This window comes from Gordonia sp. G4, assembly GCF_057770005.1.
Map to the genome: position 1 here is coordinate 805,569 of NZ_CM173442.1, position 16,817 is coordinate 822,385.

Annotated in this window: 15 protein-coding genes; 10 read left to right on the top strand and 5 right to left on the bottom strand. The window is 63.9% G+C overall.

The window, feature by feature from the left end; all coding sequences use genetic code 11:
• Window positions 1-108 precede the first annotated feature (108 nt).
• Window positions 109-426 carry a 2Fe-2S iron-sulfur cluster-binding protein gene (locus AC3B5T_RS03380; protein ID WP_055474513.1) on the bottom strand — a complete coding sequence of 106 codons (318 nt, stop codon included), beginning with the start codon at window positions 424-426 and terminating at the stop codon, window positions 109-111.
• Window positions 427-1,350: 924 nt separating this feature from the next.
• Entirely contained in the window at window positions 1,351-2,469 is a 1,119-nt protein-coding gene (locus AC3B5T_RS03385) for an NDMA-dependent alcohol dehydrogenase (protein WP_055474515.1), read from the bottom strand.
• A gap of 433 nt (window positions 2,470-2,902) precedes the next feature.
• Here AC3B5T_RS03385 and AC3B5T_RS03390 point away from each other — a divergent pair, with 433 nt between their 5' ends.
• Genes AC3B5T_RS03390 through AC3B5T_RS03435 form a run of 10 tightly spaced genes read left to right on the top strand, consistent with a single transcriptional unit; the run spans window position 2,903 to window position 12,649 of the window.
• The gene (locus AC3B5T_RS03390; protein ID WP_055474516.1) at window positions 2,903-3,664 is read left to right on the top strand and encodes an MlaE family ABC transporter permease; all 762 of its coding nucleotides are present in this window, start codon (window positions 2,903-2,905) and stop codon (window positions 3,662-3,664) included.
• 23 nt (window positions 3,665-3,687) lie between these two features.
• A complete protein-coding gene (locus AC3B5T_RS03395) occupies window positions 3,688-4,557 on the top strand; it encodes an MlaE family ABC transporter permease (RefSeq protein ID WP_055474517.1) in 870 nt (289 codons plus the stop codon).
• Window positions 4,557-5,723: an MCE family protein gene (locus AC3B5T_RS03400; protein ID WP_055474518.1), complete on the top strand. Its 1,167-nt coding sequence runs from the start codon at window positions 4,557-4,559 to the stop codon at window positions 5,721-5,723. Before AC3B5T_RS03395 ends, AC3B5T_RS03400 begins: the two co-directional genes overlap by 1 nt.
• Window positions 5,720-6,733 carry an MCE family protein gene (locus AC3B5T_RS03405; RefSeq protein WP_055474519.1) on the top strand — a complete coding sequence of 338 codons (1,014 nt, stop codon included), beginning with the start codon at window positions 5,720-5,722 and terminating at the stop codon, window positions 6,731-6,733. Before AC3B5T_RS03400 ends, AC3B5T_RS03405 begins: the two co-directional genes overlap by 4 nt.
• Window positions 6,730-7,737 (top strand): MCE family protein, encoded by a 1,008-nt coding sequence (locus AC3B5T_RS03410; protein WP_055474520.1) that lies wholly within the window; start codon window positions 6,730-6,732, stop codon window positions 7,735-7,737. The genes AC3B5T_RS03405 and AC3B5T_RS03410 overlap by 4 nt, the downstream gene beginning before the upstream one ends.
• Window positions 7,734-8,876: an MCE family protein gene (locus tag AC3B5T_RS03415; protein ID WP_055474521.1), complete on the top strand. Its 1,143-nt coding sequence runs from the start codon at window positions 7,734-7,736 to the stop codon at window positions 8,874-8,876. The genes AC3B5T_RS03410 and AC3B5T_RS03415 overlap by 4 nt, the downstream gene beginning before the upstream one ends.
• Window positions 8,873-9,970, top strand: a complete 1,098-nt coding sequence (locus AC3B5T_RS03420) for an MCE family protein (protein WP_055474522.1) — start codon at window positions 8,873-8,875, stop codon at window positions 9,968-9,970. The genes AC3B5T_RS03415 and AC3B5T_RS03420 overlap by 4 nt, the downstream gene beginning before the upstream one ends.
• The gene (locus AC3B5T_RS03425) at window positions 9,967-11,379 is read left to right on the top strand and encodes an MCE family protein (RefSeq protein WP_055474523.1); all 1,413 of its coding nucleotides are present in this window, start codon (window positions 9,967-9,969) and stop codon (window positions 11,377-11,379) included. Before AC3B5T_RS03420 ends, AC3B5T_RS03425 begins: the two co-directional genes overlap by 4 nt.
• The gene (locus tag AC3B5T_RS03430) at window positions 11,355-12,089 is read left to right on the top strand and encodes a hypothetical protein (RefSeq protein WP_055474524.1); all 735 of its coding nucleotides are present in this window, start codon (window positions 11,355-11,357) and stop codon (window positions 12,087-12,089) included. Before AC3B5T_RS03425 ends, AC3B5T_RS03430 begins: the two co-directional genes overlap by 25 nt.
• Window positions 12,086-12,649, top strand: a complete 564-nt coding sequence (locus AC3B5T_RS03435; RefSeq protein WP_055474525.1) for a hypothetical protein — start codon at window positions 12,086-12,088, stop codon at window positions 12,647-12,649. The genes AC3B5T_RS03430 and AC3B5T_RS03435 overlap by 4 nt, the downstream gene beginning before the upstream one ends.
• Before the next feature lie 245 nt (window positions 12,650-12,894).
• Here the strand turns inward: AC3B5T_RS03435 and AC3B5T_RS03440 are convergent, their stop codons facing one another.
• From AC3B5T_RS03440 to AC3B5T_RS03450, 3 genes are all read right to left on the bottom strand, one after another.
• Window positions 12,895-13,032, bottom strand: coding sequence for a hypothetical protein (locus AC3B5T_RS03440; RefSeq protein WP_197282725.1), 138 nt, complete (start codon window positions 13,030-13,032; stop codon window positions 12,895-12,897).
• Window positions 13,033-13,585: 553 nt separating this feature from the next.
• Window positions 13,586-14,914, bottom strand: a complete 1,329-nt coding sequence (locus tag AC3B5T_RS03445) for a cytochrome P450 (protein ID WP_055474526.1) — start codon at window positions 14,912-14,914, stop codon at window positions 13,586-13,588.
• Between the two features lie 233 nt (window positions 14,915-15,147).
• Window positions 15,148-16,599 carry an aldehyde dehydrogenase gene (locus AC3B5T_RS03450; protein WP_055474527.1) on the bottom strand — a complete coding sequence of 484 codons (1,452 nt, stop codon included), beginning with the start codon at window positions 16,597-16,599 and terminating at the stop codon, window positions 15,148-15,150.
• Between the last annotated feature and the right edge of the window lie 218 nt (window positions 16,600-16,817).

Sequence of the window (16,817 nt, forward strand, 5' to 3'; positions counted from 1 at the left end):
ATCTCACTCACGACATCGGTCACAGATATGACGCGATGCATTTACAAGTGCTTACAAGAAACTCGTCTGACCTAAGAACTAGGTTCCGGCGGCTATGCGCAACGACGGTCACACACTCGAGTCCACGACCTCGACGTGCACCTCGTCCTGGTCGTCAATGATCAACTGACACGACAAGCGCGAGTTGGGTTGCGCACCGTCGAGGAACTCGACGAGTTCGGCCTCCTCGTCGGTGGGCTCCGGAAACAACTCCGCACTGGATTCGGGCAGCAGCACGTGACAAGTGGCACACGAGCAGCTCCCGCCGCACTCGGCGACGATGCCGGGAAGGTTGTTGCGTACCGACCCGTCCATCACGCTCTGCCCAGCTGGAACGTTCACGGCGCTGACGGTGCCGTCAGGCAGGTGGTAGACGACCTGTGCCATTGGCTGCCTCCTGTGCTCGGGTGAGGTATCGGAGTGCACCGGCCTCACGAGAATGGTTGGTGCGCAGCTACTGCCGCGCCGGATGCTTCATTGTGCGGACGTCGATGCTCATCCGTCATCACCAGAACGGGGTACAACCGGACCTCATCGGGGTGATTCCTTGCCGAAGGTGGCCACACGGGCATTCATAAGGGGTGTGTCATTGTGCAGCCGGTTCTCGTGGCGTGACGGTCGCCTGACCGGACAAGATGTGGTGCCCCGGCCGCGACGCCCGGGGCACCACTCTGTTGAGGGTGTCCTACGCTACCGACCGAGACCGACGGTCATGGAACATGCTCGGGTGCAGTCGTTCCCGGCAATGCTGAACGAGGGCCGCGGTTGAACCGACATCTAGTTGCACCTCGCCTGCGATGAGGGCCTTGATGACCCGCTCGTAGAAGACGGACGAGCTGATGCCGAAGGTCAAATAGATCTCCTCGACGGGCTCCTCGAAAGGCGCCCAGGCCAGGGCGAATCGGACTAGTTCCGATGGTTTGGCGGCGCCGAACGACTCTGATAGAGACACGTGAACCTACTCACTTCGTCAATGGGCGGTGCGTCCGGGACACTGCCCGCCTGTGCAACAGCACGGGCGGAAGTCCCCGGTCGGGGCACGGCGAGATCGTGATCGGGGTCGAGCAACTGGGCCATCCGAAGTTAGAAGGCGCGTGGCTCTGGACAGAAGGGCGGGAGGATCTCGTCGCCCCCTGTCGCCGAACGGTGACCACCGGATCAGGAACTGCAGCATCTCGTTCGTGAGACAATCTGCCCCGAGACGGGCTCCGAGTGTCAGAGTCATGATCAGGCCTTCTCACCACGCACGGGCGAACACACACGCTGTTCCTCGGCCACGCTCTTTGCTGACCACTTTCGTCTGAGCGCTGGTCAGAAGCGGATCACGCCGCGAATGTTGGTACCCGCGTGCATGTCCTCGTAACCCTGGTTGATGTCGTCGAGCGAGTACTCGGTGGTGATCATCTCGTCGAGCTTGAGATAGCCAGCGTTGTACAGATCGAGCAGTTTGGGGATGTCTGCCCGCGGGTTCGACGAACCGAACAGCGAGCCCTTGATCTTCTTCTCGTACAGAGTCAGTTCGAGAATCGAGATCGGCAGTCCGACCGTCGTCGCGTCACCGAGCGCGGTCACCACCACGGTGCCCTGCTTGCGGATACCCGAAAATGCTTGTGCCACATGCTCACCGGTGATCACACCGACCGTCACGATGGCGACGTCGGCGCCCTGTCCGTTGGTGAATGACTGGGCCAGCTCAATGCCTTCGTCGGCCGTGGCGACAGCGTGAGTCGCACCGAGGGTCAACGACTGGTCCCGCTTGAAGGCAACCGGCTCGACGACGACGACGCGTGCGGCACCTGCGTGGGCGGCGCCCTGTACGGCGGCCGATCCGATGCCGCCGGCACCGAAAATGAGCACGGTGTCGCCCGCGCTGACCTCACCGGTTCGCACCGCCGAACCCCAGCCGGTACCGATGGCGCAGCCCAGTAGGCAGGCCTTCTCCAGCGGAGTGTCGTCGGGCACTTTGACGGCCGAATCAATGGCTACCGTTGTGTATTCGGAGAAGGTCGAGATCCCCAAGGCCTGTCCGACCGGGCTCCCGTCCTCGAGCTGCAGGCGAAAACTGGTGGGGTCTTCCCACCTCGAGCCGACGAGCACATTCGCACCCAGGTCACAGAGATTCTGATGCCCCGACGAACACCACCGGCACTTACCGCAGGCCGGCAGAAACGAGAAAATGACCTTGTCACCCGGTTTGAATCCGGGGGTGTTGGGGCCCACGGATTCGACGATTCCCGCCCCCTCGTGCCCACCGCACACTGGGTAGACCGCAACCGGCAGGTCGCCGGTGGCCATGTGGTCGTCGGAGTGGCAAAGACCCGACGCGACCATCTTCACCCGAATCTCGTTCTGCCGCGGGTCGTCGAGGACCAGGTCGGTGATCTCGAATTTCCCGGGCGCCTGACGTAGCACCGCTCCGCGCGTCTTCATAGAGGAACTCCTTGTGTTGTGAACTCGTCCCCGCCGACACCTACCGGCTGTGAGAACGCGGCAGCGGAGAACGAAACCCCACCCGCTGCCTGCAATCAGGGTGGCAGCCCCGGGGGTGACACACATCACCCTAGCGGGGGTTCCTTGCTCCCCCACCGAGTGAGTGGACCCGACCCACGACGGGCCGTGCCGGGGCATGGGCGCCGCCCCGCTCCCCCGGCAGGGGGAGCACCGATATCCCCAGAGCGGGGGTTCCCGCATCAGTGCGTCGCTGGCTAGCGTGACATCACTGCCGGGAGCGCTTGTGAACCGGCACACATCTTTCGCCCACGCGCAGTCGTGTCGCTCAGCCCAGCGGGGATGTATCGCCCGGTCCCGGGAGCAGTCGTAGAAGAGGTGTGGTGTGACCGTCGTCGATGTGGCGTCTCGCAGGATGCGTGCGCTTCGAACAGGAAGTACCGTCTTGCCCAAGGCGGTGGGCGGCTTCTACGCCACCTCGTTGGAGACGCTGCGCTATCTGGTGACGTCGCGATTTCAAACGCGCGAGTTCCTCGCGCAGGCGTGGTTCATCGCCTCGATATCAATCTTCCCGGCGCTGGCGATGTCGATCCCGTTCTGCATGATGTTCGTCTACGAGATCAACATCCTGCTCGCCGAGGTAGGCGCGGTGGACCTCAGCGGTGCCGGGGCCGGCGTCGCCATCATCCGTGAGATCGGGCCGGTCATCACGGTTCTCGTGGTCGCCGGCGCGGGATCGACGGCCATCTGCGCGGACCTGGGCTCCCGCACTATCCGCGAGGAGATCGACGCTATGCGCGTCCTCGGCATTGACCCGATCCAACGTCTCTGCGTTCCAAGGGTTGTCGCGTCCACATTGGTCGCCATTCTGCTGAACGGACTGGTGTCGGCGGTCGGTATCGTCGGAGGGTACATCTCCACGGTCTACCTGCAGGGCGCGTCGCCCGGACAGTACATCACCAGCATCTCCGTGATCACCGGTCTGCCCGACTTTTTCGTCAGCGAGATCAAGGCCGGGGTGTTCGGCCTCCTTGCCGGACTCGTGGCCTGTCATCTGGGCCTGAACGTGAAAGGCGGACCCAAAGGCGTCGGAGACGCCGTGAACCAGACTGTAGTTTTCTCCTTCCTTCTTCTCTTCCTTGCGAATTCGGTCATCACAACGATCGCACTGCACTGACCGGACCAAACGAAAGTACTCGAATGACTACGACACAGAGCCGTCCCATCCGCGGCCGGATCGTCGGGGTGACACAACGCGCCACCGAGATTCCCGTCGGGGCGCTTGACGGCATGGGCAAGCAGCTCTCGTTCTACGGCCAGACCGTCGCCGCGGTCCCCCGCACCATCCATCGCTACCGCCTTGAGGTGCTTCGGCTTCTCGCTGAAGTGTCCATGGGCAGCGGCGCATTGGCGGTGATCGGCGGCACCGTGGTGATCGTGGCGATGTTGTCGACCGCCGTGGGTTATGAGGTCGGCCAGCAGGGCGCGTCCTCACTTGGACGGATCGGACTTGGCGCGTTCGCCGGGTTCATCTCGGCCTTCTTCAACACGCGCGAAGCGATCCCAGCGATCGCCGGTATCGCGCTGACCGCCACCGTCGGTGCCGGTTTCACCGCACAGCTCGGCGCGATGCGGGTCAGTGAGGAGATAGACGCTCTTGAGACGATGTCCATCCCGTCGTTGCCCTTCCTCGTCACCACGCGACTCATCGCCGGCACGATTGCCGTCATCCCGCTCTATGCCGTGTCACTCATTGTCGGCTACGCCGCAACACAATTCGTCACGGTGGTGCTCTACGGGCAGGCCAGTGGCACTTATGCGCATTACTTCAGCGTGTTCCTGATCCCCAAAGACGTGCTGTGGTCGGCGGTCAAGGTGCTGATTATGGCGGTCGTGGTGATGTGCGTGCACTGCTATCACGGTTACAACGCCCACGGCGGTCCAGCCGGTGTGGGGGTCGCGGTCGGGCGGGCGGTGCGCACCTCGCTCATTGCCGTCATGCTCATCGACCTTCTCGTCGGTCTAGCCGTCTACGGCGGCCCCTCCGGCGCGGTCAAGGTGTCCGGTTGATGAATCATTTCGCGGAACTAAGTCGACGCGCCAATGTGGCGCTGGGTGTGTTGCTGATCGTTGCAATCGTCGGTGCGGTCACACTCTCGATTAGCCTCTACAAGGGCGTATTCCATAAGACCATCGGCGTCACGCTCGTGACTGACCGGTCGGGCCTGATGCTTGAAAAGGGCAGCGACGTCAAACTGCACGGTGTCGTGGTCGGCCGGGTCAGAGACATTTCGCTAGAGAGCAACCAGGTCCACATGGCGTTGGCCTTGGACACCGGTCAGGCGCTGCGCATCCCGTCCAACGTCACGGCCGCTATCGATCCGACGACGTTGCTCGGCCGCAAGTTCGTCACACTGGTACCCCCCCAGAACGCAGCCCGTACCCATCTCACTGGTGGAGAGCTGATCCGCACGACGACCGTCACCACCGAAGTCAACGACTTGCTGGCGTCGCTCGTCAGTGTGCTGAAGGAGATCAACCCGGAGAAGGTCTCCACCACCACGGCCAACCTGTCGACAGCCCTCGCAGGTACCGGCGACCAGGTCGGCACTCTCGTCGACCAGCTTGACAGCTATCTACGCGACTTCAACCCCTACCTCCCGCAGCTACGCACCGACCTGAGGCTCGGCGCCAGCGTCGCCGACCGGTTGGCCTCGGCCGCCCCGGAATTGATGTCCGCGGTGCGTCAGGCGTCGGTCACCGCACGGACTCTGACGCGCAATCAGGCGCAATTCACTGCCTTCGTGCTGAGTTTCAGCGACTTCGGTCAGGCGGGCCGGGAACTGTTCGTCCGTGGCGGGGTTCCGCTGCAGAGAGCCGCACGTTCACTCAACGCGCCGCTGAACCTGCTGTCCGAGTTCAGTCCGATCTACCCGTGCTTCCTGTCCAACCTGGCGCTGACCAACCGCTATCTCGAACGGACCGTCGGCGGCAGCGCCCGGCCGGGCCTGAACGTGGTCGGCACACTGTTGATGGGCAATCCGCCCTATACCTATCCGGAGAACCTCCCCAAGGTCGGACTGTCCGGTACGTCGCCGAGTTGTCACGCCAGTTCAGCCTCGCCCACCCCGCACATCGCCTTCGACGACGGCAGCGACGCCTACCGGCCCATCGACAGTCCCGACGACCTGATCGGAAATCCCTTGGCCACGATGCTGTACGGAGTCGGCCGATGAAACTCACCGCCATCCTGCTCAAGCTGTCCGTGTTTCTCGTCGTCACCCTGATCTCGGGGGCCTTCGTGGCAATCCTGGCCGGCAACCTGCGGTTCGGACCGACGCAGACCTACCGCGCCGTGTTCAGTACGGCGTCGGGGATCTCCGGTGGCTCGGAGGTCCGGATCGCCGGCGTGCCGGTCGGAACGGTCGACGGTGTGGAACTCGACGGGTCCGGTTATGCCGTCGTCACATTCGACGTCGACGAGGATGTCCGCCTGACCCGCGGCACCCAGGCGCTGATCCGCTACAAGAATCTCATCGGTGACCGCTTCCTTGAACTGCGTCAGGGCAGCGGCGACATGGTGTGGCTTGATCGCGGCGAGGAGATCCCGCTGGCCAACACCACCCCCGCCCTCGACATCGACCAGGTGGTCAACGGATTCAAACCCCTTCTGCAGGGGCTGGATCCGAACCAGGCGAACAGCCTGGCGACCTCGTTGATCGCGGTCCTCAACGGCCAGGGGACGGCCGTCTCGACTCTCGTCGACCAGCTCAGGGTCCTAACCATCTCCCTGGCCGATCGCAATGAGTCGATCGGCCAGATCATCACCAACTTCAATGAGGTGCTCGTGACTGTCAACAGTCGTCACCGGAGGTTCGACGACCTCATCGACGGACTGGCCACCCTGGTTCGCGATTTGTCCCGGGACCGCGGATCGATCAGCGGATCGCTGGTGAAGATCGACGGTCTCACCGCCGCGCTCGGCGACATCGCTAGTTCGGTCCGATCGGACCTGGCAGCCAGCGTGGACGATCTCGGCCGGTTGTCCGGCAACCTCAACACCAGTGCCGACACGCTGTCGATGATCCTTGGTTCGCTGCCCGAGACCTACCGCCTGACCGCGCGGGCGTCGTCGTATGGCAGCTTCGTCAACTTCTTCGTGTGCGGTCTGGCCATCAAGTACGGGCCTGGGAGGGCCGATCAGACTCCGATGTTCACCGCTCCCGCTACGAGGTGCCAACCGTGATCGACATCCACAAGGCCATGACCGAGCGCAACCCTGTCACGCTCGGTGTGGTTGGGACGCTCGTGATAATCGGAATTCTGGTTCTCTCCTTCAACTTCCGATCCCTGCCGGTCGTCAACTCTCATGACACCATCATCGGCGAGTTCGGTGACGCGAGCGGGCTGATGACCGGCGACTCGGTGAGCGTCGCCGGAGTTGAGATCGGCACGGTCAGCAGGATCGGGCTCAGCGGCAACAAGGTGGCGGTGACGATGCACGTCGACACCGACCAGCAGCGGCTCGGCACCGAGACCACAGCCGCCATTCGAGTGAAGACCGCTCTCGGCCAGAGGTATGTCGATCTCACCCCCGCCGGATCGGGGTCGCTGGCGGACGGCGCGGTCATTCCGCTGGACCGCACCGCCTCGGGCTATGACATCACTACCAGCCTGCAGGAACTCACCCAACGGGTGTCGCGCACCGACAAGGAGACGTTGTCGGACGCCCTCGATCAGCTCAGCGGCATCCAGGACGCGCTGCCCGACGACCTTCGCAGTTCACTACAGGGTGTCACCCGGCTGTCCACCACCATCGCCTCCCGCGACCAGGAATTGCGCAGCCTACTCGAGAATTCCGCCCAGACGACCTCCGTCCTCGCCGACCGCAATACCCAGATCTCGGCGATGATGGGCCAGGGTGCAGCCCTGTTCTCGGCGCTCAACCAGCGAGCCAGCACGATTCGCCGAGTCATCGTGCAAGCCCAGCAAATCTCCGACGCCCTCGACGGCCTCTCCGCCGATGTGCGGCTGTCGATGAAGCCGACGCTGGATCAACTCGATTCGGTTCTCGATCTGCTCAACCGCAACTACCAGAACATCGACCGGTCGATCTCCGGCCTGAAGACCTTCACCTTCCAGCTGGGTGAGGCGGTGGGCACCGGCCCCTTTTTCAACGTCCTCCTCCAGAACATCGTGCCCGCCACCCTCACCGGGCAGACACCCTTGAGCCCAGGAGCCCCGCGATGATCGAACGACACAAGGCAAGCCGAGCGAGACGATCGGCCACCTCGGCGGCCGGCCCTCTACCGGGCAAGGTGCTGGTTGTGCTGGTGGCGATCGCCGTCGTGGCCGGTGTCACGGCGATGTACAACGCACACACGAGCTCCACCATTCTGTCTATCACTTTCCGCAATTCGGCGGGTCTCTACGTCGGTGACCGGGTGATGATCCTCGGGGTTCCGGTGGGGACCGTTGATGCAATCAAACCCGGACCCGACGGCGTGCACGTCGATGTCACCGTCGAGGACGGCTACCCAGTTCCGGCCGACGCCCGGGCCGCGATCATCGCACCGACCCTGGTGTCAGGGCGGTATGTTCAGCTGGCCCCCGCCTACACCGGTGGGCCACAGATGGCTGACGGTTCGTCGATCTCGGTCGGGAACACCGCAACCCCGGTCGAGTTCGACGAGATCAAGCAACAGCTGGTGCAGTTGTCCGCCGACCTCGGTCCATCCACCACCGATCAGCAGGGCTCGCTCAACCGGTTCCTTGATGCCAGCGCTTCCACCCTGAAAGGGAACGGCTTGCTGCTCCGCGATGCTTTGACCCAGCTGTCGAAAGCGACCACCACCCTCAACGACGGCGGGAATGACCTCTTCGCCACAGTGCGCAACCTCTCCACCGTCACCTCCTCGCTGGCCCAATCCGACGAGCAGATAGCAGCTTTCACCAATCAGCTCGCCGGCTTCTCCACCGTCCTCGCCGACAACCGCGCCGAACTGGCCTCCCTGCTGACCAGTCTGAACGGCACATTCGACCGGGTGAAGGCGCTTCTCGACACCAACCGGGCCGCGCTACTGCGTGACGTCGGCAAAGCCGACACCATCACCGGTCTGCTCGTCAAGCGAATGGACACCCTGGCCGAGATAATGCACGGGCTGCCCACCTCGTTGTCGGACTTCTACAACATCTATGACCCCAAGGCGAACTCGCTGACGGGTGCGCTGGGCATTCCCGACATCCCGGATCCGCGTTCGCTAATCTGTGCACTGCTCACGACTGTGAATGCGCCGGCCGACCAGTGCCACAGCACCATGACGCGACTACATCGCAACGCCGCGGCCGCCACGACGCGCACCGGCACCCACGGAGGTGGACACCGGTGAGACGGACGTTGCCCCGATTCCGCGCGTCCGCGTGCGCATTGATCATTGTGACCAGTTGCGGCGCATGCTCTTTCGATGGCGTCAACTCGTGGGCACTGCCCGGCAACACCGCCACCTCGGACACCTATGAGGTCAGTGTTCAGTTCGCCGATGTGCAGAACCTTGTCGGCAACTCCCCGGTGAAGTTCGAGAACGTCACTGTGGGCAACATCCGCTCGCTCACCCGGGACGGCTGGAGTGCGCGAGCTGTTCTCGAGATCGACGACAACTCGCAGATACCAGCCAACGTCGGCGCGAACCTGGTCCAGACCAGCCTATTCGGCTCGCAGTACATCGAACTCGTCGTTCCGCGCGACCAACCAGCCCGCGGACGACTGCGCGACGGCATGTCCATCCCGCTCGAGAACACGTCCGAATACCCCGCCGTGGAAGAGGTGTTGTCTTCGCTGTCGTTGGTGCTCAACGGTTCCGGCCTCCAACAGTTACGTACCATCACCGGTCAACTCGACCGTGTGGTCAACGGCCGGGAGGACACCACCCGAAGTCTGGTGACCAGACTGAACACCTTTGTGTCGGGCCTGTCCGACCAGCGCCGTGACATTCAACGCGCCCTCGACTCCCTCGCCCAACTCAGCGATGAACTCGAGAACCAGAAGCAGACCATCGCGGCCGGTATCGACTCCATCCAGCCCGCGCTCGACATCCTCAACGAGCAGGAGGGCCAGCTGGTGCAGATGCTGGGTTCGCTCGGTCAATTCGGTGATGCGGCAACTGGGATACTCAACCGTAGTCGCGACGACCTGTTGGATGACATCTCGGCGCTGCCACCGATTCTCGGGCAGCTGGCGAACTCCGGCCGCAACCTCACCGAGGCTCTGAAGATCGCCCTCACAATCCCGTTCCCGGTCACCACCGCGTCCAGAGGATTGCGCGGGGACTACATGAATCTGTTTCTCACTCTTGACATCAGCGCGGACAAGCTCGCGAAGGTCGTCATCCCGAGTATCACCCGCACGCCCAACAAGGCACCGACGCAGGGGATCTCCGATCCGTTACGCGCGCCTCTGCGCATACAGAAGGACTCCCACCGATGAGATCTCGTCTGGTTAAGGTCCAGCTCGCCGTCTTCGCGATCATCTCGATCTGCGCCGTCGGTTACACCGGGTACGCGTACGGCGGATTCCAGCGCTACACCGGAATCGGTACCTACACGGTCACCGCCGACCTGTCCGACGCCGGCGGACTCTACCCGAACGCCCTGGTCACCTACCGCGGGGTCGACGTCGGCGTGGTCACCGCTCTCGATGCCGGGATCAACGGCGCGTCGGCCAGACTGCAGATCAAGTCCCACACCCACATCCCGGCCAACAGCAAGGCCTACGTGCGCAGCGTCTCGGTCGCCGGTGAGCAGTTCATCGACCTGGTCCCCACGGGTCCCGGCGGACTGGATCTGGCTGATGGCTCACGGATTCAGCAGAGCAACACCAACATCCCGATCCCGGCGACGGAGGTCATCCGGAAGGTCTACGGCCTGCTCGAAGCCGTACCCAAGGACTCGCTGCGGACTGTCGTCGACGAGGCGTCGGCCGGCTTGAACGGCGTCGGCCCCGAGCTGAACAGGGCGTCGATCGCAGCGAGCCAGCTCGTCGACCAGGCGCATCGAAACCTCGATATGACGACGCGTCTCGTCACCGATCTCAACCCCATTCTCGGCAGGCTCGACACCGCGGGGCCGCAGATCTCGTCGATCGCCACCGACCTTGACAGCTTCACCCGTCAGCTCACGCTCAGCGACGCCTCCATCGCACAGGTGTTGCGGACCGGCGCACCGTTCTTCGACACTTTCGGTGGCACGCTCCGCGACCTGACGCCGTCCCTGCCGATCCTGCTCGCCAATCTGCAGTCGACCGGAGAAGTGTTGCGGGTCAACGTCCCCGGCCTACGACATATCCTGGTAGTTTATCCTGCCGTCGCGACAGCGGTCAACGCGATGCAGCGTGGCATCCAGCGTCCCGACGACCTGTTGTCCGGGCAGGGCAACCTCGACATCAAGCTTGGCAACAGCAGCAATCCCCCGTCCTGTACACAGGGTTATCAGGAGACCCGCCGCCGCGATCCGAGCGACCTGAGTCCGGTGAATCCCTCCCCCACCGCATACTGCACCCTGCCGAAAGATGATCCGCGGGTGGCTCGCGGAATCCGGAATGCACCGTGTGCCACCGATCCGAGTGTGCGCACCGCCGATCTGCGCCAGTGCCCCGGCGGCCTGCCGTCTACCTGGCGGCAGATGCTGGCCCGGCCCACCGGGGTCGCCGGTCCGCCGGACCGACAACCCGGGACGAGCGGTCGGCGGCAGAACTCGTCGACGGTCGCGATCCCCTATGACCCGCAGACCGGACGGTTCCGCACCCCGGACGGAACCACGTTCCAGATCGGAAATCTGATCATGGCACCGAATGACAAAGGAGTGAAAACTCAATGGCAACAACTCTTCCCACGGTAGCCTCGGATTCAGGCGCCGCTGAGTCCGAGCACGATGACCCGATCAGCGAAGAAGCCACCGCACCGACCGAGCCGGTCGTGGATAGCGAGCAGGTCGCCGGGCAGACCCCCGACACCGACTCCCCCGACGCTGGCTCCACTGACACCGGCGACGCGCCCGACGACGACTCGGGAGGTGCGGATTCCGGAGCTGACGATTCCGTCGCCGAGAGCAGCGCCGAGGCGTTCAGAGTTCGCCGAACCATCTACTTCGCGGCAAGTGTCATCGTGGCGGCGGCCGCTATCATCGCGGCAGTCACGCTCGGCCGGACCTACACGACAAATGATGCGGCGCTCGCACGCGACAACGACATCACCACCGTTGCCCGTCAGGTGGTGGCCAACCTCGTCACCCTGCGTCACGGCTCCGCAGATGCCGACGTGCAACGGATCCGAGACGGGGCGACCGGCGAGTTTCTGAACCAGATCGGTGACACCACCGGAGGGTTTGCTGCCGTACTCAAACAGGGGCAGGTCGACTCGACCGGCGAGGCCAACGAGGTCGCGATACTGTCGTCGAACAACAAGGCCGCCACCGTGATCGCGGCGGTGACCTCACAGGTCAAGAACTCCGAGGCGCCGGAAGGTCAACCGCGGGTGTACCGAATGAAACTGCAACTCACCCATGTCGACGACCGCTGGCTCGTTTCCAACGTGGAGTTCGTCTCATGAACAAGCTCATCACGTCCCTGTCGCCGCTCCGTCGCATCGGTTCCAAGCTCGTCCAACGAATCAACCGGGTACCGGCCCGGCGAGCCCGGATCGCCTTCGCCACGATCTGTCTGCTCGGCGTGGTGGCCATCGCGGCAACCGGGTACATCACCCACCAGGTCCGTCTTCAGGACAATCAACGCGACGACCGTGCCCAAGCCCTTGCCGCGATGCAAAGCAACGTCCCGAAGCTTCTGTCCTACAACGGGAACAATGACCTGAACCAGGAGTTCGCCGCCAAGTACAACCTGCTAACCGGCAAGTTCCGGGATGACTTCACCACCCTGACGAAGTCCTCGATCATCCCGGCCGCCGCCGCGAACCGCATCGTCACGAACGCAAGGATCGCCGAATCCGGCGTCATCTCGTCCGCCGACGACTCCGTCAGCGTCCTGATGTTCATCAACCAGACCACGACGAGCTCAGAGGACCCCGCACCACAGCTCGACGGTAGCCGCGTCAAGATCACCGCGGTCCGATCGGGAAATCAGTGGAAGATCGGCGGCCTGCAACCGGTGTGACCCGATGCCGGCGATCCGAGCCGCCAGTGACCAGACAGCATTGGCCGACCACGAGGTGTGGTCGGCCAATGCTGTTTGTGTCATCGAACTTCAAAAGCGCTCGGCTGGCTGAGAAGACTCGCCGACGATTCCTCCCACCCTGAGCCTGATCCGTCGACGCGCCGACAGTGTGTGCTCACTGAGCAGCCTATGAGGGTTTGGGTCAATGGAGTCCTGGGACGGTCCTAGCGGGTGGCGAGTCCTCGTCACTGCTTGATGTGGCAGTAGCGGCGCTTGGTGACGTTGCGGTTCCGATAGTCGGCGGCGTCGAGGCCGACCGGACTGCCGCCGCGTGATCCGCGCCGTTTGCGGTGGCCCTGCTGATCGGATGGTTCGGGGATCACGGCCTTTTGGTCCCGCGGGAGCGCAGGTGTCTGCGGATCGCGCGGGACGAGTACGCCTTGTCGCCCCGGACCGCGTCCGGACGAGTGCGCGGACGCCCGACGGTCCGGGCGACGCGCAGGTGCGTCATCAGCGGCAGGAACATCGGCGAGTCGCCGGCCTGCCCGCGGTCAGCAGCGCGACCAGCGGCAGGCCGTTGCGACGACGAGCTGATGGATCTTCGTCGACAGACCCCCTCGTCAGCGGCAGCGGTGAGCGTGGCAAGCACCTTGTCCCACGTGCCCTCCGCGGACAAGCGGTGATGCCACGTCCACCGTCTGCCACCTTCCCGAACACCTCCGGCAGATCCCGCCACGCGATCCATTTGTCAGACACGCCCTAGCGGCGAGCCTCGAAAGGCTTGTCAAGACACGGCTTCGGGTGACCACCGCGACGCGCGATGGGGACAGCCAATGCCGCCGTGCTCGTGCATCTCAGCCGGCGGGAAGAATCGACCAGCGGCGGCCGGGTCGGGGTGAATCGGCCGGCCGCTGCTGGTCTGAGGCGAGACGGTGCCTACGACACGAAGTCGATCGCGACAGGCATGTTCTTCAGGCCGCCGACGAAGTTGGTCTGAATGACCTTGGTGTCTCCGGTCACCTCGATGGCGCCGATCTTAGGGAGCAGCTCCTCGAACATGATGCGCAGTTCGATCTTCGCCAGGTGCTGGCCGATGCACATGTGGGGGCCATAGCCGAAGGCGATGTGCTTGGTGGGGCGACGGTCGATGTTGAACACGTCTGGATCGACGAAGACGTCGCTGTCGCGGTTACCCGACTGGTACAGCAGCATGAACCGGTCACCCGGTTCGATGTGGCGGTCACGGAGTTCGTAGGGCTCCAACGCGGTGCGCATGAAGTGCTTGACGGGCGACGCCCACCGCAGCGACTCGTTGACGAGATTGGGCACCAGGGACAGATCGCCCTTCACCCGGGCAAGCAGTGCCGGGTCCTGTGAGAGTGCGTGCACACCGCCTGCCAGCGTCGACGACGTGGTGTCGTGCCCGGCAGTCGCGATGGCGATGAAGTAGCCGTAGGCAACCTGCGGCGGGAAGTACTCGCCGTCTTCGTTGCGCGCAGTGGCGATCAGGGTGGCCAGGTCGTCGCGAGGATTCGCGCGCCGATCCTGCAGCAACACCTCGAAGTAGGCGAAGAAGTCGGCGATGGTCGCTGCCCACTGCTGGGCTGCGGCCTCCGGCGACATCGGCGTCACGTCCTCCCGGACGGCGTCGGGATCAGCGGTGCCGAAGAAGTCCTGGGTCAGTGACATCATCCGCGGCTCGTCGGACTCCGGTACACCGAAGAGGCTCATGATGACGTGCAGCGGATACGAGGTGGCGAAGTCCTTGACGAAGTCGAGTCGTCCGTTGCCGGCGACGAGCTTGGACACCGACTCCTGGGCAAGGCCACGGATGGTGTCTTCCCACTGCTTGAGCTTGTTCGGCCGGAACCAGTCGGCCGCAATATCTTTGATCACGGTGTGCTCGGGCGGGTCAAGATAGGTCAGCGTCTCCAGGATGCGCAGGCTGCCGTTGTTGATCGACTTGGTGAACTCGTCGCCGGCGACGTTGCTCAGGATGGGATTCTCCGACCCCTTGTTTTCACCACCACCGCTGGTGAAGATGTCCGGCTGCCGTTCGATCTCCATGATGTCCGCGTGCTTGCTGACCAGGTGGATCGGCTGGTAACCCTCGACCTCACCGACGCCCAACGGATTATTGTCCCGCAACCACCGGTATGCATTGAAGAGCGCCACCTCGTCGCGATGACCCTCGGGCAGGATAATCTGCTCGGCGATCTCCTTCGGCACCGTGGTCGCGCGTGCCGCACTCGTCGTTGAAGTCATTCCTACTCCTCTTGAGCTGTCGAAAGATTCAGGGTCCGGAGTCCCTGACATCAGTCTGGTCAGAACGGGGGTGGTGCACATCACCCCTGCTGGGTACTTTGAGGTCCCTCGGAGAGGGACCGGCAATCACCACAGCGCGGCGCGTCAGACGAGGGCACAAAGCCAACGGTCGGCGCATCGTCGAGACGACGCGCCGACCGTTGGGGTTCAGAACGGCTGGGAGTCAGGAGTGTCTATAGATAGATCGACTTCGGGACCAGGTAGGCCGCGAGTCCCTCCGGCCCGAGTTCACGACCCAGCCCCGACGCCTTGATTCCGCCGAACGGGGCCGTGGGGTCCGGCAGGTAGCCGTTGATTCCCACTGTGCCCGAGGAGATCCGGCGCGCGAGGGCCACGCCGCGATCGTGATCGGAGGTCCACACCGATCCGCCGAGTCCGTAGTCGCTGGCATTCGCGATCGCCACCGCCTCGTCGTCGCCGTCGTAGGAGATGATTGAGAGGACCGGGCCGAAGATCTCCTCCTGGGCGATGGCGTAGTTGTTGTCGACGTCAGCGAAGACCGTCGGTTCGACGAACCACCCGCGATCGGCGGCCTCGGGACGTCCGCCACCGGTGGTCAACCGGGCCCCGTCGCCCTTGCCCTTGGCGATGTAGGACTCGACTCGGTCGCGCTGGCGCGATGTCGCCATCGGCCCAATTTGGGTGGACGGGTCGAGGGCATCGCCCACCTGCAGCGACGCGGCCAACCCGGTGAGTGTCTCGACGACCTCGTCATATCGGTTGCAGGGAGCAAGGATTCGCGTTCCCAGGAAGCATGTCTGCCCGTTGTTGAGCAGAGTGGAACCAAAGAGCTGTTCACCGATCTTGCTCAGGTCGAGATCGGCGTCATCGAGGATGATGGCCGCCGACTTGCCCCCTAGTTCGAGAGTGACCGGTCGCAGCAGCCGACCACAGGTTTCCGAAATGCTCCGACCCGCAGCGGTCGACCCGGTGAACGCCACTTTGTCGATCCCCGGGTGTGACACCAGGTAGGCACCAAGTTCCCGGCCCCCCGGGACGATGTTGATGACGCCCTCCGGAATACCGGCCGCGGCAACGGCGTCGGCGAGGATGAAGCTGTCAAAGACGGTCTCCGGGGACGGCTTCATGACAAAGGTCGCACCAGCCGCGAGTCCCGGCGCGTACTTGAAGGCGGCCAGGGCCTGCGGGAAGTTCCACGGCACGATCGCACCGACGACGCCGATCGGCTCCGAGGTCACCAGTGTCGACCCGCCCAGCAAACCGGGCCGGGTCTCCTCGAACGGGTACTCGCGGGCCAGGCCGGCGTAGTAGCGCAGCAATAGTTGCGGAAACACCGCCTCCAGCTGCTGCGCGACCGCGATCGGCATCCCGTTCTGGCTGCTGACCGCTCGCGCGATGTCCTCGGACCGCTTGTCCAACTCGTCGGCGAGTCGCTCCATCGCATCGGCACGTGCCGCAGCACTCCATCCGCTCCAACCGTTCGGGTCGGCGAATGCGGCACGTGCCGCGGAGACCGCGACGTCGATGTCAGGCTCGGTGCCCTCAGGCACCGAGCCCAGCCCCTCCTCGGTGTTCGGCGACACCACCTTGATTCGGCCGGTACCAGCCGGCGGCCGCCATCCCCCGCCCACGAACAAGCTGTCGTGCTCTGTTGCATTAGTCATGCGTGATCCTTACGTCCTTGGTTCGACGATCTGTCGGCAGCGCGCGAGTCCGCAACCCGCCGATTAGGCGTGTGGAGTCGGCGCGGCCCCTGACACCCCGCGAGCTCCTCGACTCGCCGACACTGTCCGACACTAGGAACACCCATCAGCTGTGACGAGGAATACCGGTTCGTTTCCCTCCAACATCCCCCGATTACCCCCAAAGCAGGGTGAGTCGC